20 protein-coding genes are annotated in these 22,656 nt (G+C 36.7%); 3 read left to right on the top strand and 17 right to left on the bottom strand.

Annotated elements, in window-relative coordinates; all coding sequences use genetic code 11:
• Nucleotides 1-83 precede the first annotated feature (83 nt).
• From mfd to pth, 3 genes are all read right to left on the bottom strand, one after another.
• Entirely contained in the window at nucleotides 84-3,614 is a 3,531-nt protein-coding gene (mfd, locus tag C9J36_RS15640) for a transcription-repair coupling factor (RefSeq protein ID WP_107943698.1), read from the bottom strand.
• Nucleotides 3,615-3,944: 330 nt separating this feature from the next.
• The gene (locus tag C9J36_RS15635) at nucleotides 3,945-4,172 is read right to left on the bottom strand and encodes an anti-sigma-F factor Fin (RefSeq protein ID WP_066165583.1); all 228 of its coding nucleotides are present in this window, start codon (nucleotides 4,170-4,172) and stop codon (nucleotides 3,945-3,947) included.
• 181 nt (nucleotides 4,173-4,353) lie between these two features.
• Nucleotides 4,354-4,917, bottom strand: coding sequence for an aminoacyl-tRNA hydrolase (gene pth / locus C9J36_RS15630; protein ID WP_107943697.1), 564 nt, complete (start codon nucleotides 4,915-4,917; stop codon nucleotides 4,354-4,356).
• Between the two features lie 390 nt (nucleotides 4,918-5,307).
• Between pth and C9J36_RS15620 the strand changes: the two genes are divergently transcribed.
• A complete protein-coding gene (locus C9J36_RS15620) occupies nucleotides 5,308-5,607 on the top strand; it encodes a hypothetical protein (protein ID WP_107943695.1) in 300 nt (99 codons plus the stop codon).
• Nucleotides 5,608-6,249: 642 nt separating this feature from the next.
• Here the strand turns inward: C9J36_RS15620 and C9J36_RS15615 are convergent.
• From C9J36_RS15615 to C9J36_RS15590, 6 genes are all read right to left on the bottom strand, one after another.
• Nucleotides 6,250-6,942: a hypothetical protein gene (locus C9J36_RS15615; protein WP_107943694.1), complete on the bottom strand. Its 693-nt coding sequence runs from the start codon at nucleotides 6,940-6,942 to the stop codon at nucleotides 6,250-6,252.
• 116 nt (nucleotides 6,943-7,058) lie between these two features.
• Nucleotides 7,059-7,403: a hypothetical protein gene (locus C9J36_RS15610; RefSeq protein WP_107943693.1), complete on the bottom strand. Its 345-nt coding sequence runs from the start codon at nucleotides 7,401-7,403 to the stop codon at nucleotides 7,059-7,061.
• 1,160 nt (nucleotides 7,404-8,563) lie between these two features.
• On the bottom strand, nucleotides 8,564-9,175 hold the full coding sequence (locus tag C9J36_RS15605) for a response regulator transcription factor (RefSeq protein ID WP_107943692.1): 612 nt from the start codon (nucleotides 9,173-9,175) through the stop codon (nucleotides 8,564-8,566).
• A 7-nt stretch (nucleotides 9,176-9,182) separates the two neighbouring features.
• Entirely contained in the window at nucleotides 9,183-11,372 is a 2,190-nt protein-coding gene (locus tag C9J36_RS15600; RefSeq protein ID WP_107943691.1) for an ATP-binding protein, read from the bottom strand.
• A 2-nt stretch (nucleotides 11,373-11,374) separates the two neighbouring features.
• The gene (comX, locus tag C9J36_RS15595; RefSeq protein WP_107943690.1) at nucleotides 11,375-11,536 is read right to left on the bottom strand and encodes a competence pheromone ComX; all 162 of its coding nucleotides are present in this window, start codon (nucleotides 11,534-11,536) and stop codon (nucleotides 11,375-11,377) included.
• Between the two features lie 11 nt (nucleotides 11,537-11,547).
• Complete coding sequence (locus C9J36_RS15590) at nucleotides 11,548-12,447, bottom strand: polyprenyl synthetase family protein (RefSeq protein ID WP_235616096.1); 900 nt, start codon at nucleotides 12,445-12,447, stop codon at nucleotides 11,548-11,550.
• A gap of 257 nt (nucleotides 12,448-12,704) precedes the next feature.
• Here C9J36_RS15590 and C9J36_RS15585 point away from each other — a divergent pair, with 257 nt between their 5' ends.
• Complete coding sequence (locus C9J36_RS15585; RefSeq protein ID WP_107943689.1) at nucleotides 12,705-13,067, top strand: hypothetical protein; 363 nt, start codon at nucleotides 12,705-12,707, stop codon at nucleotides 13,065-13,067.
• A gap of 239 nt (nucleotides 13,068-13,306) precedes the next feature.
• Here the strand turns inward: C9J36_RS15585 and C9J36_RS15580 are convergent, their stop codons facing one another.
• A complete protein-coding gene (locus C9J36_RS15580; RefSeq protein WP_066165600.1) occupies nucleotides 13,307-14,521 on the bottom strand; it encodes an MFS transporter in 1,215 nt (404 codons plus the stop codon).
• Between the two features lie 238 nt (nucleotides 14,522-14,759).
• Nucleotides 14,760-16,037, bottom strand: coding sequence for an RNA/DNA-binding domain-containing protein (locus tag C9J36_RS15575; protein ID WP_107943688.1), 1,278 nt, complete (start codon nucleotides 16,035-16,037; stop codon nucleotides 14,760-14,762).
• A 320-nt stretch (nucleotides 16,038-16,357) separates the two neighbouring features.
• Here C9J36_RS15575 and C9J36_RS15570 point away from each other — a divergent pair, with 320 nt between their 5' ends.
• A complete protein-coding gene (locus tag C9J36_RS15570; protein ID WP_107943687.1) occupies nucleotides 16,358-16,618 on the top strand; it encodes a hypothetical protein in 261 nt (86 codons plus the stop codon).
• Between the two features lie 111 nt (nucleotides 16,619-16,729).
• On the opposite strand, the gene C9J36_RS15565 is transcribed toward C9J36_RS15570, so the two are convergent.
• From C9J36_RS15565 to ispE, 6 genes are all read right to left on the bottom strand, one after another.
• Nucleotides 16,730-17,689, bottom strand: a complete 960-nt coding sequence (locus C9J36_RS15565; RefSeq protein WP_066165611.1) for a ribose-phosphate diphosphokinase — start codon at nucleotides 17,687-17,689, stop codon at nucleotides 16,730-16,732.
• Nucleotides 17,690-17,709: 20 nt separating this feature from the next.
• A complete protein-coding gene (gene glmU, locus C9J36_RS15560) occupies nucleotides 17,710-19,074 on the bottom strand; it encodes a bifunctional UDP-N-acetylglucosamine diphosphorylase/glucosamine-1-phosphate N-acetyltransferase GlmU (RefSeq protein ID WP_107943686.1) in 1,365 nt (454 codons plus the stop codon).
• Between the two features lie 506 nt (nucleotides 19,075-19,580).
• Nucleotides 19,581-19,871, bottom strand: coding sequence for a septation regulator SpoVG (gene spoVG / locus C9J36_RS15555; RefSeq protein ID WP_066165617.1), 291 nt, complete (start codon nucleotides 19,869-19,871; stop codon nucleotides 19,581-19,583).
• Between the two features lie 267 nt (nucleotides 19,872-20,138).
• Entirely contained in the window at nucleotides 20,139-20,513 is a 375-nt protein-coding gene (locus tag C9J36_RS15550; protein WP_066165620.1) for a RidA family protein, read from the bottom strand.
• On the bottom strand, nucleotides 20,514-21,341 hold the full coding sequence (gene purR, locus C9J36_RS15545) for a pur operon repressor (RefSeq protein WP_066165623.1): 828 nt from the start codon (nucleotides 21,339-21,341) through the stop codon (nucleotides 20,514-20,516). It lies immediately after the preceding gene.
• Nucleotides 21,342-21,446: 105 nt separating this feature from the next.
• Entirely contained in the window at nucleotides 21,447-22,313 is an 867-nt protein-coding gene (gene ispE, locus C9J36_RS15540; RefSeq protein ID WP_066165626.1) for a 4-(cytidine 5'-diphospho)-2-C-methyl-D-erythritol kinase, read from the bottom strand.
• Nucleotides 22,314-22,656 lie beyond the last annotated feature (343 nt).

Below are 22,656 nucleotides of genomic sequence, written 5' to 3'. Positions count from 1 at the left end.
TAACCTATTTTCAAAAAATCCTCTTGCTATTTTAACGGGGGCACTCTTTGAAAAAACATCATCGATAGCGTTCCGAAGGCTGGCTACTGCACAGCCTTTGGATCGCCCACCTTTATTGCCTCGGCAATAATTTGCATCATACCTTCTAAAACATCGAAGGGTGTATGCTTATTACAGCGCTTGCTGTCGACTGTGACAGTAAGCCTCATACCGTCCATGCTAAAGCCTGTTGCACGCTCATATTTCATCGATTCAGAAACAATTTTCGCACCGTCTACTTGTGCAGTTCCTTGCTCTGATAGATGAATCGAAACAATGCCTTGCTTTTCTTTAATCGCCTCGATGCCTGCTGCTAGTGCCCATACTTTCATCCGTGCAATGCGCAATAAACGAATCGTTTCGGTTGGCACATCACCAAAGCGGTCTTGTAGCTCGTCAATTATTTCCTCATAATCTTCTATACGGTCCATTGCTTTAATACGCTTATACATTTGAATTTTTTGATAGCCATCTGGAATATAGGCATCTGGAATATAGGCTTCCGTATGCAAAATGATTTCTACCTCTGGCTTCTCCTCTTTTTTCACACCTGTTTGACGTAGAGCAATCGCCTCTTCTAACATTTGTGAATATAAATCGAAGCCGACTGCATCAATAAAGCCGTGCTGTTGGGCACCTAGTAAATTACCTGCACCCCGAATTGATAAATCACGCATTGCAATTTTAAAGCCCGAGCCTAATTCAGTAAACTCTTTAATTGCCTGTAAACGCTGTTCCGCAACATCTGTCAATACTTTGTCGCGTTGGTACATAAAATATGCATAAGCTACACGATTGGAACGTCCAACCCGTCCACGCAATTGGTAAAGCTGTGAAAGCCCCATCCGGTCAGCATCATGTACGATTAATGTATTGACATTTGGAATATCGACACCCGTTTCAATAATTGTTGTCGTTACAAGCACATCGTATTCACCATCTAAAAACGCTAAAATCGTAGACTCTAGCTCTGACTCTGTCATTCTACCATGTGCAAAGCCAATGCGTGCATCTGGTACAAGCATTTGAATTTCCTCTACACGACGTGTCATATCCTCTACTCGATTATATAAATAAAATGTCTGCCCACCGCGTGCCATCTCTCGCTCTATCGCTTCACGTACAAGCGCCCCATTATGTTCCATCACATATGTTTGCACCGGGAAACGGTTTTGTGGTGGTGTTTCAATAACCGATAAATCGCGTACACCGACCATTGACATATGTAATGTACGTGGAATTGGTGTAGCTGTTAATGTCAATACATCCACATTCGTTTTTAATTGCTTAATTTTTTCCTTATGTGTTACACCGAAACGCTGCTCCTCATCGACAATTAATAAGCCTAAATCGTTATAAACAACATCCTTCGATAACATGCGGTGTGTCCCGACGACAATATCAACCGTTCCATTACGCAAACCCTTTAATGTTTCGGTTTGCTGCTTTTTCGTGCGGAAGCGGCTTAATAAACCTACATGAATGGCTTGCTCTGTAAAGCGCTCTTGCAATGTTTCAAAATGCTGCTGTGCTAATATTGTTGTTGGTACTAAAAAAGCAACCTGCTTCCCATCTTGGATTGCCTTAAATGCTGCACGAATTGCCACTTCTGTTTTACCATAGCCAACATCACCACAAACAAGTCGATCCATTGGTCGCTCGCGCTCCATATCGCGCTTCACTTCAATAATGCTACGTAGTTGGTCCTCTGTCTCCTCATATGGGAATAAATCTTCAAATGCGCGTACATCATCAGAATCTGGCGAGAAGGCAAAGCCTTTTTCTGCCTCACGTTTTGCATAAAGCTTAATTAAATCATCTGCAATATCCTGTACAGCAGAGGCAACCTTAGCCTTAGCTTTTTTCCATTCTGGTCCGCCAAGCTTATGTAGCTTCGGTTCTTTATCCTCAGACCCTACAAATTTTTGCACTAAGTCGATTTGATCTACTGATACGTATAGCTTATCATCCGCTCTGTAGCGAATATGCAAATAGTCTTTATGCTGCCCGCCTACAACGAGCGTTTCAATCCCGATATATTTCCCGACACCATGGTGCACATGCACAACATAATCACCAGGTTTAATTTCCGAATAGCTTTTAATACGCTCCGCATTGGACATTTTTTGCGAGCGCACCCTTTTTCTTGCTTGCTGCTTAAATAGCTCATCATCTGTTACAACGGCTATCTTTTGCAATGGGAGCTCAAAGCCATTTGATAATTCGGCATCGATTAAATAAATACCGCCAGTCTGTCCTAAACCTATTTGCGCATGAATTTGATAGTCTTCTAATGTGCGCTTGATAGAGGCTAGACGCTCCTTACCTTCCGCAACAAATAAAACCGTATATTTTTCCTGCTGCCAGCGCACAAGCTCTGATTGCAATAACGCAATTTGCCCATGGAATTGCTGCATCGGCTTACAAGAATAGTTGATTGTTTTAGTAAATTTGAAACCAGAAAACGTCCTAGTAAATAATGCAAAATAATATTTTGGTAATGTTAGCATTGCATCGATTTCCTTTAAAGTAAAGGATGGCTTCACATCGTGTAGCATTTTCCCCTCTTCAATTAGCGATAAAAACCACTCTGTCTCCTCGCGCTCCCATGCATCTGCTACTTCCTGAATACGTCCAAGCTCATCCCAAAAAACGATGCCATCTTGCGCAAAATAATCACCTAAAAATGTTTGCTGCTCAAATAATAAGGAACCATATTTTGCTACAGTATCAGGCAAATTCCCCTCTTTTAGTAGGGCAATGTCCTGCTGAATATATTGATATAGTAACTCCTGAATTTCCTGTTTCTTAACTTTATTTAAGCTATTCGCGAGTGCTACTTCCAAACGATTTGCAAGTTGAATACGCTGGTCAATGTTTAAAAGCAGCTCAGCAGCAGGCAAAATATGCACATGATCTAGTTTATCAATTGAGCGTTGGTCATCTGCTGAAAATGTACGGATTGAATCTACTTCTGTATCAAATAGCTCGATACGAACAGGCGCCTCTGCATCGAGTGGGTAAATATCTAAAATACCCCCGCGCACCGCAAACTCACCAGGCGTCGTTACCATTTGACTGCGGCTATAGCCCATCGTAACGAGCTGCACTAGCCATTCATCAATGGCGATATCCTCCCCCACTGCTGTTTTCAGTAAATGTGACTGCCAGACTGTCATTGGCGTCATCATTTTACGCATACCTGCAATTGGAATTATATAAATACCACGTTTCCGATTTACTAAATTGTCTAATGTCGTAATACGGTGCGCGCGTAGCTCTGGAGACGCCACTGACATACCTGCCGCAATAAACTCCTCCGCTGGATAATAATGCACTTCGTCCTCGCCTACAAGTGCTGTTAAATCATCCACAAGCTTTTGAGCCTGCAATAAATTGGGCGATAACACGTATAGCGGACGCTCTGTTTCTTTATAAATGGCTTGCAATAACGCTGGTCTTGCGCCACCCGTTAAGCCTGTAACCAATTGGCTTACTTTACTATCCTTTTTTACTTGCTGCAAAAAAGGATTTATATGCTTATCTTGCGAGAATAGTTGATGGAAAATATCCATAGCAAAGCCTCCTTTCAATAGTTTAACTTGATTCAGAATTATTTACTCCGTCGAGGATAGTGACAATTCTATTGTGACTACCGCAGGAGCACATTTTTTTATACCGACAGCAAAGCGACAGATACAGAAGCCCCCCACTTCTATAGGTGGAGAAGTAATTAAATCATAGGGTGTGCCAAATTCCCTGCTAGTTCAAATTAAGCCTCGAGTAGATGTCACAGGTTTTTTCGAGCCTACTCAAAAAAATCTGAATGCAATCACACCTCTATTTAATTGATTAAATAAGTAGGAAGTGGAAAAAGCTTTGGCCTCATCAGCCAAAGCATTTCATTATTGCAGCCATTTTTTCAATGCATAGTAATCTGGAAATTGTCTTAAGGAATTTTCGCAGTGCTCACATATACAATGCACCGTCGTATCCCCTCGTTCGTCCCTTTCCACATAGTCATCCACTTCCCCAATTTCAAATTGGTGAAGCTTGCGAATGGTTTCATCTGCATCAAATGGCAATGTGCCAATCTCTGTTTCACAATGTCTACAACGATAACGAACTGACAAGGCAAGTCCTCCTTTGAATCAATTACCCCACGGCTATTTTCTCGAATGCACTAAAAAACCTGTCACATGCACTAGGGGCTTAATCATGGTTCAGTTGACTTTATACCGAATATTCAACAGTATAGATGTTCTAAATCATGATAAAGCTATGTATTCAAAGTATAGGCTTTCTCCTGTTTATTTATGCACCGTTAAAAACATTCATTACATCTAAAAAGCTTTTTGATAATGCGAGCTCCACTGCATCGCACGATTTTTTTATTGCATCCTCTACAACTGGCTCTTCATCCTTTGAAAATTTCGACAACACATAGTCTGCCACCTTCATGCCTGCCGGCGGGCGGCTGACGCCAACACGGATGCGGTTAAACTCTTGTGTACCTAAATGTTGAATCAATGACTTAATCCCATTATGCCCGCCAGCACTGCCTTTTTGGCGCAGACGTAGCTTGCCTGTATCTAAATCTAAATCATCGTAAATAACGATAAGATTCTCTATTGCAATATCAAAATAATCCATCATTGGACGCACACATTCACCCGATAAATTCATATATGTTAACGGTTTTAATAGCATCACCTTTCCTTCAGGACGATGCACAGTCGCATACATACCATTAAATTTCGTTTGGTTTAACGGTGCTCCCCATTTTTCTGCCACTGCATCAATGACATCAAAGCCAATATTATGGCGTGTATGAGCATATGGTTTGCCAGGGTTGCCTAAACCAATTATCAATTTCATCTATGTTCACCCTTTTAGTTTTATCTAACTACAACAATTCTAGCCTATTCTACCATAGAAATTGACAAGTGTCCTTTGTTGTTGATTTTCCATTATATATTGCCCAATACCGCATAAAAGTAATGCGGAATCACGCAATTGTTTTTCAATCTTGCTCTTTATAAAATGACTGTATAAGAGGTAATCTACATATGGAATACAAAAAATTAATGATTATACTTGGGGTAAAATGTGCGCTTGGTATAACGGGTACTTTATATACAGCCATTTTAGCTGGAAAATTTAATTGGCCCCCCCTTTGTTTTAGCTTTATCGTCAACTTATTTTTATGGTATACGAACGATACTCGCAAAAGAATAAATGAAAGGAAGGAAAACAGTCAAAATAGCTATGAAAAATAATAAATTTACTGGCAATTTAAGTTTTATTTTATGCGCATTCATTTTTATCAATAACAGTGCGGCAATCTTTTTAAAAGCCGAAATTAATAAAACCTCCTTTATATTATCAACGCTTCTAGGCATCATGCTATTGAGCAATGGGGTAATTTACAAAAGAGCCGAGCGAAGCAATATTGAAGAATTACAACTTTACATGGAGACCTCTACTCGCATGATTCGGCAGCCAAAAGCCAGCTGTTACAAGGGCTGGCTAATCGAACAAGGCTATCATGCTCGCCCCTCCATGTAAAGTTGTAATATACAGAGGTAATCAAAAATGTACATCGTTAAACGAGCGTTTTTGTACGTACTTATAAGCGCATTTATAGTAGTAATAAGGATTTAACGCCCGAACAAGGGTATCATGCCCGCCACTCCAAATAAAGCCGAGGTGTGCGTCTGAAAAATACACAGAGGTTTAAGTGGCTCACTGGCTCAGTTAATAAATGGCTCACTATTGGGTTGCGATATACATACGACATGAACGATGATGAAACGTATTATCATTGGCATATTATTTACCTTTTGCTTTATGGCAGGCATGTGGCTAATTAATCAGTTCATGGAGAAGAACTTTTTAAGTTATGTAGCAATAGGATTATTATTCTTTATGCTATTTACAATCCATCAGCTATTTTTCGCAAGAAGAAGTTATTTATAAAAGGAAACGTATTATGATTTATAATTCCCACTCTGCTTTCTTTTCCTATAACGCCAAATGATAAAAACTATAAAAGGGACCAAACATATTACATAATTTATAAACACCGAAAAGTCATATACTTTTGAAAGAACGAAAAAGGTACCATAATATATAACGATTAAAAATGAGCGAGTGTTACTATGAATCATCATTAAAATATCAAATCCTCTATTCATTAATTACAAAATTTCACACTTCCATATGAAAGCTACTATATTGTTGCGTGAAATGATTTATTTTATTTTGGCTATAGTTGTTCTTATAAATTTTATAAATAACTTTTTTATCATCTATTATTTTTTCTTTAAATATTATTTGAAAAGTCCATACCCCTTCACCTAAGAAAGGTGAGATTTTTAAACCTGCGTAATAGATTCTTATACCATTCTGACTATTCTTTTTTAAATATTCCACATCAATAAAGTGTAGCTCACCTGATGGACTAATAATTTGAAAAATAATAGGCGAATCTTCCTTAACATTGCTTAAACTAGCTTTGTAACATATTGCATTATTTAGATTTGAAAAAGAACTCGTTTGATTAATAATATCAAAAGTGTTTTGTCTTAAATCTGTCCCTGTAGAGGAGTAATTTAATTTAATATCTTTGACATTATTCATACAGTCATTATTTCTCACTGAAAAATGAGTATTCAGGAAATTGTATATTTTATTACATTTTGGATCTTTAATCCAAAACTTATTATTGATTATAAATGCGTAATATTTAAGATTAATTGTAACTTGATTATATTTCTCAATAGGAATTCTCCACTTTAATCCATTATCACTAATAAGATTTAATTTTATTATATCCTCTTTGTCCAAATATACTAACATTACAGAATCTAACTTTATTAAACTGTCATATGTAATACCCATCTTTACATTTCCTTTTAATCAAATTATATAAATACAGGCAATTTCCACTTATATATTACTAACTAATTGAAGTATAGTGGTTGCCAAATACCGGTAGATTAGCATATGCTTTTTAATTATTTAGACCCTCGAATTACATCATTATAAATATTATTAACAGACCTAGCACCGAACTCCAAAAGTAAACCTGTCCCAGCCCCTCTTGCTGCACCTTTAACGCCAGCATCAACTAACCCTTTAAAAGCACCTCCACCAGTAGCATAAGGTGCTTCCATATTTCCATACACAGTCTGTTGAGCAGCTTTATTGACTGCTTTTCCATAATCTACAAATGATTGACCAATTGCTTTTACAGCTTTATCAGCAGCCTTTGCTGCTTTACTATTTCCTATTGCTTCCCCTATCTTTCTACCTGTATTCGCAGTGTCTGTTCTTGCTTGTGTTAACCTATCTACACCCATATGTACCTTCCTCCTTATAATTAACCTATTAAAATAATTAAAATATCCCAGTGGTAAAATAAATCATTCAAAACACATTTTGATCTTTACTAAGCATATGGAAAAGATCTATTAAATAATCTACTTTGACCAAAATCCACTATAACTATAAATAGATAACCCGTATTCGAGTTATTCTCATAGTACTATTACTCACATCCGTATGGCAATTGCGTGATTCCGCATAAAATTCATACGGAATCACGCAATTGTTTTTGCGGTAAGTAACGCGCTATAGTTTTATAGTAAAGGCAAAGACATTACAGGTAAATATCCCCTATCTACTTTCAAAAATAAAAGAGTGATTCCTAATTTTATTTTGGTAATGTCTTTTGCTCTTAATTAAAGGAGTACCTTTAGTTAGATAATCTACATCATCGAACAGGGAGCACAGCAAAATGTCACTGCCAGATAGCAATATTTATAGCGTGTTGATTACCCTTATAATCTCATTGAGATCTAAATCTTCGCCTTTAACTCCATACCTCACTTTAATATGTTTTCTTACACCCCCATCTGATTTCATAATCAAATATAATAAAAAAATCCTAAGAAAATGAAAAATACGAATCCATAATATAAAAATAGCATATCTTTACGGGGGCTGTCCGAAAAGTACATTTTGTTTTGCCACCGCATTGAAATCAATGTTTTCATCGCTTCACTTTTACTGAAAGCTAACACTGCTAAAGCCAATGTTCATCCCATTTTTAAAAGAGGCGCTTTCTGTTTATATGAATCAACATTTTGTGAAACATCATTGCTACTGTCCAAAATGCCGGCTATGCACGGCTTTTTGGACAGCCCCTAATTGAAATTTCTTTTCAGATAATTACTATTTTGTACATACGGCTTGAATATTTACTAATCAAAGCAAGTAATTATGTAAAAATTTTAATGTAAAAAACAAACGGCTGTCTGGCAGTAGCGTGCTAGCCTACTTTCAGACAACCATTTTTACCTCAACGTCGCTCTCATCGTTAAAACTTTACCTAGAAGAGTGCCCCCTGCTAAAACCAATGTTTAGCACATTTCTAAAGACGTATTCTTTCAATATTTTATAAAATATTATCACCACTATCCCAAAAACCGGCTATGCACAGCTTTTGGGATAACTTTTGTTAAATCAACTTCAATTCCACAGCCTTTAACACAGCGTCAGCACGTGTATTTATATCTAGTAGCATATATATTTGCGACAAGCAGCTTTCTACTGTGCGCTGCGCTAAATTTAACTCTAGCGCAATTGCCTTATTCGTATAGCCTTCTCTCACTAGCTCTAGAATTCGTTTTTCTCGCTGATTTAATTGTAGTTGCTTTTTCATTGGATTCTGTTGTACGTAATCAATAAAGCTTTTAGGCAACAGCACTTCATTATTCACTGCAGCATATACCGCTTTTAAAATAGTATCCTTTGTTGCTGTTTTCGAAATGACATTATCCACTTTTTTCTCTAAAATAAGTGAATAATAATCTTCTATTTGCTCACCTGTATACAATATAATGATAGCTGCTGGATACTTAGCCTTTACCTGCTCCGCAAACTCTAATCCACTGCTCTCACCTAAATTAATATCAATTAAAAACACATCATACTGTGTTTCTGTGAGCACCTTTGAGAATGATTTCATATCTTCTAACGTATCAGCTACTATATCAGGTGCATTGCTAAAAATTTGCTTACTTCCCTCTAAAATCAATGGATGGTCGTCTATTAATAATAATTTAATCATCCTTACATTACTCCTTAACTTTGATAACAATATGCATACCTTCGTCTAAGGCTGATGTTAACTCAAACGAGCCGTTATATGCATACACTCGTTCTTTCATTCCTTGTAATCCCATCGAATTTTTCCCATCAATTTCAGATAAATCACAGCCAACCCCATTATCAAAATAAACTAATTCAAAACCTTGCGTCGAAGCGGTTAGTGTAATTTTGACATAGGTTGCCCGTGAATGCTTTAATGCATTATTCAACATCTCTTGGATTGTACGATAAATTAATAGTGGTAGTTCGGGGGAGTCCAATACGACATTTTCTATTGCATGGATAATTGTAAAGTTCGCCTGTCGCTCTATTTCCGCAAATAATTTATTCAATGCAACCCGTAAACCTTGCTTCTCTAGTAAAGGTGGCTTCAATTGCTCACAATAATGACGCAAATCGACATTTAATTGGATTAAATATTCCCGCTGACGTTTAATTAACTGCTTATCTATTTGCGCTACATCTAGCTCACGTATTAAATAAAGTTGCTGCTGTAAAATCGTATCATGTAGTTCCTGTGCAAGCTGGGATTTTTCATTTTCTAGCTGCAGCCAAATATATTTCTTCAGCCATGCTGGATTGCCTTGCTGCGATGTATCAAGTTGCTCAATAAGCCCTTCGACAAACTGCGTGTTATCAATGAAATTACTAACATACATAATGAGCAATTCCAAGCATAATAGCTCTTCTTTTTTTAAATATAGACCGCCCTCATTAGCAATCGTCACAATATACTTTTTATCCAATGTTTCATGCAAACAGCCAATATAACGACCATCCACCCTTTTCACAGTACCTAACGCTAAGTTTTCAATTATTTTAGGATTTGCCACCCGATTAGCAGTGGAATAAGTATGTACCTCAACATGACTCACAGATAATTGCTGAGCCAATGCCTCACTAAAATGCTTTAATAACTTATCAACTGAAGGCATATGCGTAATTTGTTCAATGGTTTTATACACAAAATGCACGTAATCGCCTTTAGGAGAAAATAAAACTTTTCGGCTTGCGTAATCGATTCGTTCCTTTACGTAGAACAAACCAAAAATAACAATAAATAAGAAAAGAAAGCTTTTAAAAGCATCTAGTCGCTTTATATCCAGTATAAAATAAAGGCCTATTACAACGACACTAGAGGCAACTAATGATAGCATACTATAGTAGCGTATTTTTGAAATTTCATAATCGACATCGAATAAATAGTCTGGGAGCTGTGTGAGCATTAACAAAATGGGAATCAAAAGTAAAAACAAGGTGCAATAAGCCATAGCTAGTACATGCTGTTGAAATAACAGCATCGGTAACAAGTATAGTAAGAGCATCGGTAAAAAGGGCCCTACTAAGCAAAAGAGCAATACTAATAGCTGTTGTTTACGATATTTCAAGTAGACAATTAATAGCATTAGGAATGCATAAAAAATAAGAAACGCTATTCCTAATAGTATAAAAATTGTATTCCATTCATAGATAGTTGGAATAATTTTCTCTGATAACGTCAACAAGCAGCTAATAATAAGAATCCCATACAAGTAAGTAGGCTTAATTATCAATCTATGGTTAACATCTAATAATTGTAGATAGTTAATTAAAAAATGTAGTAATAAAATAATACTTGCTATAGCTCCATTACTCATAATAAAAACACTTATATTCCCCAAGTATCCTGATGGTCCTATAGCACCGTATGTTAATGCTACTGTTAATATAAATAATACAAAGATATTAATAGATTGAAAGGATTCTTTTCTATATAGTTTCAAATAAATACATATAATTAAACTCATTATAAAATAAACAATCGGTAATAATACCCAATAAAACGATTGTATCGGAAAATCGCGATATGAAATTTTGATAAGCTTACTGTCCCCTTGTGTACTTTGGGTAAGTATGCTGCTTGCGCCCTTTATTACATATTGCGTGGCATCATCAGCAATTTTTATTGGCTGGTGATTAATCTCCAGTATGATATCTCCGCGCTCAATATTATGATTCTCGGCCCATTCAGGATGAGCAAAATCTTGAATTTTCCACTCTTGTTGCACTTGCACTATTTCAATACCGATAAACGGTGTTCTTAATAAAAATGATATTAAGTATATAAATAAGGTAGTATATCCAAATAACACTACCAAAAACACTTTTTTGCTCATTTTTATCTCCATTTGGAAAATAATGCTTTCATCGGCTCATTCATCGCCTCAACAATTGCCTGTTGCTCCCATTTCGAGACACCTAAAAGTGATAACTTATTATCCTCTAATAGTGGTATTAGTTGAGAATTTTCTTTTACATACTTAATTAATTTGCTAATCACGTTAAAACTTCCTATTCTACTAATTTTATTAAATATTGTTTTTCTTCATTGTTAAATGGCATCGTTTTTATTATATGCAATGTCTTGAATTTGAAAATATTTTTTATAGCAAGTGCATAATTAATTGCACCGCTTTCTAATAATACTTGTTTAAAATATGTAGGTTCAAGCTCCACTTTTGCACCATTATAATATTTTTTCAAAATATCTGCATACGCTTCTGACTGCTCCAATAAATAAAGGATCGGTAAAGAATACTTGCCATTTAGCAAGTCATTTTTTTTACCCCATGTTTTCAGGTCTTGGATATCATTTAATATTTGCTGGACTACACCAATATATGTTGAATACTCAATTACTCTTTCATCCAATTTACCTAGCGCTAGGCTAGCACCTATCGAACTGCTAAGTGCTATTAATGCACCTGATTTAGCCTCTGTCATTTTGAGATAAGAAGCTTCGTCTTTTGCGCTATTTTCTAAATCAAGATATTGTCCATTAATGCTCTTTAATGCAAATTCATTTAGCACATGCAGAGCCTGTGCTTTGTGCCGAAATGTACTTTCATGAATCAGCTTGGCTGTTAAAAAAATCATTGCCAACGCACCATTCATCGCAATAGCAGGATTATTGCACCATATATAATCCGCATCGCCATCCTGCAAATCATCTATTATATCGAAGCTCAGTACTAATAGTTCAACAGCAGCAGCAACTCGTATGATGTCTCTATCTATCTCTGGTTCTTGTAAAAATGCCTGATAATGGAATATACAAAGCTCCCCAAAAGACATAGCAGAATTACTTTTTTCATTTATATAACTTAATAAAGTTATTTTGAAACGTTCCTCTATATTTTCTAATAAGATAATTTCCTTCATTTTATCTATTATATCATTTTTATATACCAACTTTATCACCCACCTTACTTAGAGAATATAGTACCATTGTCTTAGTTGCACAGCAAGGACAGTAGAGCATAGTTCAGTATTTATTTGTATCAAATTAGAAATTAAAGATAATTTTATAACTAAAATCAATTGCATGATTCCGCAAATAAAATATGCGGAATCACGCAATTGTTTATGTGTTATGTGTAGTACTATAATGGGGTTAACTCGAGAATATAAAAAATGCTATAGCAACTAATTAGGTGGCATATTTGAAAATGAAGTTTACGAAATTTTTAACAACCATCTTATATAGCTTAGCAATTCTATTTCTAATTAACATCAACGATACGGCAAATGCTTCGGAAATTAATGAGTTTGAGTTAGATTTACTAACTGAGGATATTACTACCTATAGTATAGATGATATAAGATTAGAGCGTGTAGATTTTAGTGGATTAGCATTAACAAAAATGAACACGGGTGCAGTAACTAATCATGCAGCCAAATATGGTTATACAGGAAAGATGCCCTACACCAATTCAAACAAGATTTTATCCCTAAAAGTCAATGGCCTATTTCTAGATTTGATTTTTATTATAGTAAAAAATCAGAAACAGGAAAAGTATACCTATTATTAAAACAAAACACATTAATCGGCTATACATTAGAAAAGTCTTATTAATTGTCAGTATTGAAGGGCGTGTCCGAAAAATCCATTTTTTTTGACACCATATTGAAATAAAGGTTTGCATCGCTCCATTTTTCACCAAGCGGGAACACTGCTTTGGCCAATGTTCATCACATTTTTAAAAGAGGATTTCTCTTTTTAGTTACATCAACATTTTATCAAACATTATCGCTACTATCCAAAAGCCGGCTACGCACGGCTTTTGGAATAGCTCACTGGTCTTCTACTCTTCATCCATACATACAGGAAACCAAATGCTGCTGTTAGTCGAACAATGGTGCTAATGTTCATAGCAGTTGTCATTGTAAATGTTTCGAGTATCCAAATACCGATTTGCGGTGCGATAAAGGCGATAATCGCTAGTAAAACATTATAGCTCGTAATGCAATATGTACGATTTTCCTTTGGGGAATTTTCTAGCAATAAATTAAATAGAATTAATGTTGTACCAGAGACGAATAAACCCGATTGTACAGATACGAGTGTTAAATAGACAAGATTTGTCGATAGTGACATCGCGAATGGGGCTACCGCCATACCGAAGGCTACCCAAACGAAGACACGCATATTGCCGTATTTCTCTGACCATTTACGCCATAATGGGAAGGAAAAAATTTGCGCTAGCATATTTGCCGCACTAAACATGCTAATCCAAAATATTGTTGCCCCTGCATAGCGCACATTATAAATATTGAAAAGCCCCCATGCAATTTGCCAGCCGAAATTAAAAAGTAAAGCTACAAATAAAAAACGGACATAATTAGAGTCTTTGAAAATACCCCAATTCATAGCCTTATTTCGTTCCTTTTTCTGTACAGGCTCCCCTTCCTCATGCTTTAACAAAAAGTACACTTCTAACAAGCCAAAGCAAAAGGCGATTGAAAATAAAAGCTGATAAGCAAAGGTACTATTCGTAGCCTCTCGCATAATAATACCAATAGTTAATGTCGAAATAAGTCCTACAATTGTTAGCAGGCGATTGCGGTCACTAAAAAATTGACCACGCCTTCTATCCTCAATAATATTACCGATTAATGCCTGCCAGCCCATATTCGCCATTGTGTTTGGTATACTCATTAACGCAATCAACGCTAATAAAGCCCATGACGCAATTGCCTGCGGGATATAGGCGATAAAGATGAATGACATAAAAATAAGCCTTGCAATCAGTACGGAAAAGGCAACAAGCTTCTTTTGCTCTACCGCCTTATTCAATAAAATTGCCGCTGGAATCGTCATCAGCAATGTGACTAAAGGCGGAATAGAGCTAATTAAGCCGACCTGATAATTCGTCGCCCCTAAAATCGCCATCGAAAATATCGGAATATAATTTGCCGTTGTATTGGCAGCAAGTGTGGAAGCCATGCCATGATAAATGCTCATCTTTTCATTATATGTTTTCATCTGAACGCTACTTTCTATTATTGTTAATTTGATTATAGCGAACAAAGCATCATATACAACTATTTTTGTTTATCCCGCATTAACGGGCTGTGAGATTACCACTTCAAGACTTAAGTGAAAATACGCTAAAGAATAAGCGGGAGATCAACTGCTGGAAAAAGCCCGATTGGTTCAACTAACAATCAGTGGGGATGAGGAAAACCCCCACTGATGGAAGTTTCACTTTATTGCAAGTATGTTAAATCACTTTATACCTTGTCTTCGGCCCTCGCCCAATGCGTATAATTTGTCCGCTCTGAAGTAATTCCATAATAATTTTCCGTACTGTACCTTTACTTTTATTTAAATAATTTTCAAGGTCTTTGGAAGCAAATTCTTTATTTTGTGTTAACCAGTCAGATAAGATTTTATTATCTTCAGTAGGAGTAGAAAGGTTGTTTTTAGGAAGTGTGACGACGAATGCATTTGGTCCAACTGTCCAAAACGGTTGAATAGCACTCCCCCTATAACTCTCTTTCATGCGCTGTAAGCCTGTGCCATAACTTTCAATCCATTTTAATCGGTAAAGGACATTTGCTAGTTTCGGGTTACGACTTTGTGAGATACCTAATTCAATATCTTCTAGCGTTAATCCTTTAACTAGACCACCAACAGAAACAAGCTCCAATCGATCTTGGAATAGGTGAATAAGTATGCTACCACTAAAGCTATAATCGCGATGAGTAACCGCATTAATTAACGCTTCACGTAATGCATAACTCGGATAGCTTTCCGTTTCAATTCGTTTAAGCCCCTCGAAATATGCGTGCTTTGCATTATTTAACGATAAATATTCATAAGCTGCCTCTACTTGGGCTAAAATAGAGCCAGTAAATTCTCTGCGGTCTTGAAATTCAAGTTTATCGTTTCCTAAATAACGAGCACATTTGATTGTATGCTCACATTGATCCGAGAAAAGTAATCCTAAGTTTGTGTAATAGCCATCGTCTGTTATAAGACCAAGCGTACGCATTTGCTCTGGACCGAACTTTATGTTTTGCTCATTAAAAACAGCTCCAGCTTCTGTAAATGTCAGCTCTTGCTGTATGCTTCGCATCGTTTCATAATTTATCCCGTCAGATTCAATAATCATTTGACGGATGTTTTCTTCGGAAGCATTTGTAACGGAAGTACCGTATCGAATAAAGACGCCGGATGGTTTCATGCCCTTTGCTTTTAAATGATATGGGCGACGAGCTCCCCTTGCAATGCTGATTTTTACAACTTCTTTATCCTCTAACTCAATAATTTCTAAAAAAGTGTGCACTAAAATGTCTGGCTGAATACCATCGTGCAGCATACTAGTAATAGATTCAAGCACTTTATCAGCATTGTCAAGACCGATAATAGTGCCATCATCATCGACCCCAATGTAAAGTTCGCCACCTTGTGTATTTGCAAAAGCAATGATTTCTCGCTTGATAGCATCCGTTAATTCCCGTTTAAATTCCAATGTCAGTGATTCTTTCAAATTCATTACACTCACTCCATCGATTATTTTATAAATCAATAGTAATCGATTATAATCGATTAATCAATTGATAAGTAATGCTGAAATAATAAACATCAAGGCTTATAAAATCGAAGGGAATGAAAAATTATTATTTAATAATGAAACTACTATTGTTTCCGAATTGATTTCTGGCATGTTAGAGGTAACCTCGATAGATGAAAAAAATACCTTTGGACTCTAATAGTTCCTCAATTGCACTTTAAAATCAGCATCTTATGGTGGTTCTTATGTTTCAGATGTTAGATATAGATTATTTACAGATGGAACTGCAGAGGCTATTATGATTGGGCAAAATTTCGATGTATATGCTACTATGTATTCTTATTTTATTTGCGATTATTTTAATTGTTGAGCTACTTATGACTGTACTTAAAATAAAAACAACAAAATTACAGCGTAGTCTTTCTTATGGAGTTATGGCGATGCTAGCTTTTATTGCTAACCAATTTATAGCTCCTGATTATAAAAGTTTCACAAAAGTCTTATCTGTATCTTTTTTAGCTGTTGCATTTGTATTTTTGTTTAAGAAAAATGAGGATAAATAGCGGATACATCAGTTATAAAAAGCTAGTTTGGAGAGCATTTTATTTGGATAGCTCAAACGACAAAAGCTGTAAAGAAAGTAGTTGTACTACTTCCTTTACAGCTTTTAGTCATTAATCAAACAATGTACTTACTGATTTATTTTCATAAACACGAGAGATTGCATCTGCCATTAATTTCGCAACAGAAAGCTCTTTAATTTTTGGCGATTTCTTTTCTTCTTGTAATTGAATTGTATTTGTGACAACCAGCTCTTTAATTGCTGAGTTTTCAATACGCTCAATTGCTGGTCCAGATAGTACTGGGTGTGAACAACAAGCATATACTTCTTTCGCGCCTGACTCAATCAATGCATTAGCCCCAATTGTAATTGTACCTGCTGTATCAATAATATCATCAATTAAAATACAAATTTTACCTTCAACATTACCTACGATATTCATTACTTCAGCAACATTTGGCTTTGGACGGCGTTTGTCGATAATGGCAATCGGTGCCTTTAAGCGCTCTGCCATTTTACGTGCTCGTGTTACACCACCATGGTCAGGAGAAACGATTACTAAATCCTCTTGGTTAAAGCCTTTTGAACCGAAGTAATCAGCAAGAATCGGTACTGCCACTAAGTGGTCAATTAAAATATCGAAGAAGCCTTGAATTTGTGGTGCATGTAAATCTAATACAATTACACGTGTTGCACCAGCAGTTTCTAATAGGTTCGCCACTAATTTTGCTGTAATTGGCTCACGAGCTTTTGCTTTACGGTCTTGTCGAGCATAGCCATAGTAAGGGATTACAACATTGACAGTACGAGCAGAAGCGCGCTTCACTGCGTCAATCATAATTAAAAGCTCCATTAAATGCTCATTTACAGGTGCGGAAGTTGACTGCACAATGAATACATCGCAACCACGAATACTTTCTTCAATGCTAATTTGAATTTCTCCATCACTGAAATGTTTTACAGATGATTTACCTAAATCTATGCCCATTTCTTGTGCAATTTCCTGTGCAAGTGGGTTATTTGAATTTAGTGAGAAAAGTTTTAGTTTTGAGTCAGCGTAATGATATGGCATGATGCCCTCCTGAATTTATATTATTTTAATTTATTCATATAGCCTAATTTATTTTCCTGTCTTGCACGTGCGATTGCTAGTGCATCCTCAGGAACCTCTTTCGTAATCGTAGAGCCTGCGGCGATAAATGCATTTTTACGCACAGTTACCGGTGCAACTAAATTCGTGTTACATCCTACGAATACATTGTCTTCAATAATTGTTTTATGCTTATTTTTACCATCATAATTGACAGTAATGGAGCCACAACCAATATTCACATTTTTGCCGATTTCGGCATCGCCGATATAGCTTAAATGTGATACTTTAGAATCTTCATTTATTTGGCTTTTCTTCACTTCAACAAAGTTGCCAATTTTCACATGATTACCGAGTGTGGACTCAGGTCGAATATGTGCGAATGGACCAATCGCTACCGCATCACCAATTGCACTACTTTTTACAACAGAGCTATGGATAGACGTGTCGTTACCAATTTGACTGTCTATAATATGGCTATTGGGACCAATTTCACAATCCGCACCTATAATTGTTTTTCCTTCAATCATCGTACCTGGTAGGATTACTGTGTCACTACCGATAATTGCATCCACGCTAATATGTGTCGTGGCAGGATTAATGATTGTTACACCATTGCGCATATGACGTTCATTGATACGTGCACGCATCAAATCCTCCGCCTGTGATAAAGCGAAGCGATCGTTAATACCTAGCGTTTCATTGAAATCCTTCGTCACATAAGCAGATACGATTTCCTCTTGCTTTTGTAAAATTTCAATCACATCAGGTAAATAATATTCACCTTGCGCATTATTATTGTTTACAAGCTTTAATGCTTCAAATAATAGCTTATTATCAAAGCAATACGTACCTGTATTAATTTCTTTAACAGAGTGCTGCTCTGGTGTCGCATCCTTATGCTCTACAATTTGCGCTACTTGCCCGCCCTCGTTACGAATAATGCGACCGTAACCTGTTGGGTCCTCTGCAATCGCTGTCAAAATTGTAGCCTTAGCATTTTGCTCACGATGGAAATCAACTAATGCTTTCATCGTTTCTGGTCTAATTAACGGCGTATCACCACATACAACAAGCGTTATCCCTTCAAGGTCACCTAAAATGCCCTCTGCTTGCTGAACCGCATGTGCCGTCCCTAGTTGCTCAGCCTGTAGCACGTATTCACTTTTATCGCCTAATTGCTCTTGTACCTTATCAGCACCATGACCAACCACTGTCACGATACGATTTACATCTAGTGTTTCAATATGATTGATGACATGCTCTACCATTGGTTTTCCACAAACAGGATGTAGTACTTTATATAATTTGGACTTCATACGTGTTCCTTGACCTGCAGCCAAAACGATTGCAAAAATATTTGTCATATAAGTCCCCCAGTTTAACTCTAAGTCTCATACTTGACTATATAGTAAATCACCGTGTTTTTCAAGGTATTGTGACTTGACAAAACTATGACATTGGGATGTCTAAAAAACATGATAACGTACCAATTTTTGGGCATTTCATTTGTTTTTCATTAAAATATGACCGTTTGGAGTTGTAAACATTGAATTTAAAGCCTTTCTCTTTAATTTTATCCCGCATTAAAGGGCTGTAAGATTCCCACTTCAAGAATTAAGTGAAAATATGCTAAGTGTAAGTGGGAAATCAACTGCCCGTAAAAGCCTGATTGATTCAACTAACAACCAATGGAGGATGAGGAAAACCTCCACTGATTGAAGTTTCACTTTATATTCAATAGGAAAAAAATCAGCTTTTTGTTGTCATTTCTTTTAGCTAATCTCAACCATGTACTTTTTGATAAAAATAAGAAGGCTGTAAAGAAGTTTTAACTTCCTCACAGCCCGACTATTTTTGTTTATATAGCCTTCTATGCATTTGCCTGTTCTAACTCTAGCTCTTCATCCTCACTTGACGCATGATATGCAGCTAATACGCTTTCTTGAATTTTGTTGCGCGTAGTCGATTTAATTGGATGTGCAATATCACGGAACTCGCCATCTGGAGTACGCTTGCTTGGCATTGCTACAAATAGACCTGTATTGCCATCTATTACGCGAATATCATGTACAACAAATTCATCGTCTAGTGTGATGGAAGCGATAGCACGCATACGCCCTTCTAATTGTACACGTCGCAATCTTACATCTGTTACTTCCATTCTTTCACCCCCTCAATCTAAGATGCCTATGTTGAAATATAATATTCTTCTCATAGAATATTAATTCCTCCTCTAATATTACTAAATTTTTAAAATAGTTCAAATATTATAAAAATTTATTCTTAAATTTTGTAATAAGTGAGCGAAAAACGCACTAAACGATGTTTTTTTATCTTCCTAATAGTTAATATTTTATTAAAGTCTTAAAAAAAGAGTTGTCCAAAAGCTGCATACTAGCCTGCTTTCGAACAACCCTAATTCATTCGCTTATTTCACTAATGCGATTACTTCAATTTCTACCTTCACATCGCGTGGTAGGCGAGCTACCTCAACTGTTGAGCGTGCTGGCTTATGCTCTCCAAAATGAGCAGCATATGCTTCATTCAATGCTCCAAACTCATCCATATCTTTAATAAATACTGTTGTTTTCACCACTTGGTCTAGTGAAGAGCCTGCTGCTGCAAGAACGGCTTTTAAATTTTCGAATACTTGATTCGTTTGCTCAACGATATCACCATCTACAAGTTCCCCTGAAGCTGTTAATGGAATCTGACCTGATGAATAAAACATATTGTTGACAATCATGCCTTGCGCATATGGTCCAATTGCTGCTGGTGCTTTTGTTGTTGATACTGCCTTCATTTAGAATCTCCCCTTTTGAAAATAATTGCCCTCGCTAAGTTCAATAATACGATCCTTCTCATTTACTTCATGAAGTTTAACTAAAGAATAGTAATCATCCACTAATCTTTCATCCGCATGCTCTGCTTCAACTAATACAGCGATACCTGCTAGTTCACATTCGAATTCCTCTAGCAAGCTTTTCATTCCATTAACTGTACCGCCTACCTTCATAAAATCATCGGTAATTAGCACACGTTGTCCACTTCTCATGCTACGTTTAGATAAAACCATCGTTTGAATACGACGCGAAGAGCCTGATACATAATTAATGCTCACTGTTGAGCCTTCAGTTACTTTGCTATCTCGACGAACGACAACAACAGGCACATTCAAATGGCGTGCTATTGCATGTGCTATAGAAATACCCTTTGTCGCTACTGTCATAATAACATCGATTTGTTGCCCTGCAAAGGCGCTCGCAAATACCTTACCAATGCGATTCATAAAATCTGGATTACCAAGTAAATCCGTCATAAACAAATAGCCGCCTGGCAATAATCGATCTGATTGCCCCAATTGAGTAATCAACTCCTGAGTAATCTCCTTCACTTCCTGCTCAGACATTTTCGGAATATATTTTACCCCGCCCGCTGCGCCAGGAACTGTTATTAAGAGTCCGATACCCTTCTCCTCAAACGTTTCCTTTACAATCGTTAAATCCTCACTAATGGAGGACTTGGCCGACTGATACAAATCCGAAAAGTAAGTGAGGGGGATTAATTGATGGGGATGCTCAAGCAGGTAATATGTCATATCAACAAGTCGTTCACTACGCTTCCATTTCATAGTATGTCCCTCTCCTATCAATTGCACTCTAGCTAGCTCTTTTCAAGCTGACTAGAGAAAGTTAACACGAATATTTTATACGTAAGTTAACATAAATGTACGCATTTACGCAAGTGGATTCCTTTCACCAAGTAAACGAACTGTGTACACCTCGTCACAAAAACCTCGTAACCCATTATATATTCTTGCTGTACGTGCCTCATTATCTACTAATCCAAAAACAGTCGGCCCACTACCACTCATAAGCACTGCATCAGCGCCTAGGCGCTGCATATGCTCCTTAATCATCGCAACTTCAGGATGGAGCTTTAGCGTCACACTTTCTAATACATTACTAAGAGATGCGCATAATGCTGCATAATCTTTCCTATCAATCGCTTTTATTGCCCTTGCTGTATTCGGATGCTCTACATCATCTAATTTTAAACCTCCATAGACATCTGCAGTTGAGACGCCAATCTTAGGTTTAGCTAACACAATCCAGCAATTCGGTGGTGCTGGCAGCTCCTCAATTTTTTCCCCACGTCCTGTTGCCCGAGCGGTTCCTCCAAATACGCAGAACGGCACATCCGAGCCAATTTGTGCGCCAAGCTCCGCTAACTCATCTATTGTTAAATTTAAGCTCCAAAGCTCATTTAATCCTCGAAGTGTTGCTGCGGCGTCGCTACTGCCTCCCGCTAAGCCTGCCGCGATAGGAATTTCCTTATCAATCGTAATTGATACACCTTCTTTAATCTTATATGTATCTTTAAGTAGCTTCGCCGCTTGATAAGCAAAATTACGCTCATCATTCGGTACAAAACGATTTGCTGAGGTAATCTTTATTAAGCCATCTTGACGTATTTCTAGACCGATTCTATCTGATAAATCAATCGTTGTCATAATCATATCAACCTCATGATAATGATCAGGTCTTTTATATAGTACATCTAGAGTTAAGTTAATTTTAGCTGGCGCTTTAACATAAAGCATGTTTGAATCCCTCCCTAATAGAGCTCTCTCATATAATAAGTATTTATATTTTATCATATTCATTGTACGGAACACGAAATAGGAATAGTTCGAAAATAAAAAAATTACTACCTAATAAAGTAAAACTTCAATCAGTGGAGGTTTCCTCATTCTCCACTGATTGTTAGTTGAACCTATCGGGCTTTTACAGGCAGTTAATCTCCCACTTATCTTTAAGCCGATTTTCACTTAAGTCTTGAAGTGAGATGATTACTGCCCGTTGATGCGGGATAAAATTGATTTTTTACTCTTTCATCTTCAATTCAAATAAAGGTGCTAGTTTCACTGTTTTCAGCCTTGTTTT

This window comes from Metasolibacillus fluoroglycofenilyticus (assembly GCF_003049645.1).
Classification (GTDB): Bacteria; Bacillota; Bacilli; order Bacillales_A; family Planococcaceae; genus Metasolibacillus; species Metasolibacillus fluoroglycofenilyticus.
Note: the sequence above shows the minus strand (reverse complement) of the source record. Positions and strands in the feature narration are given on the sequence as shown.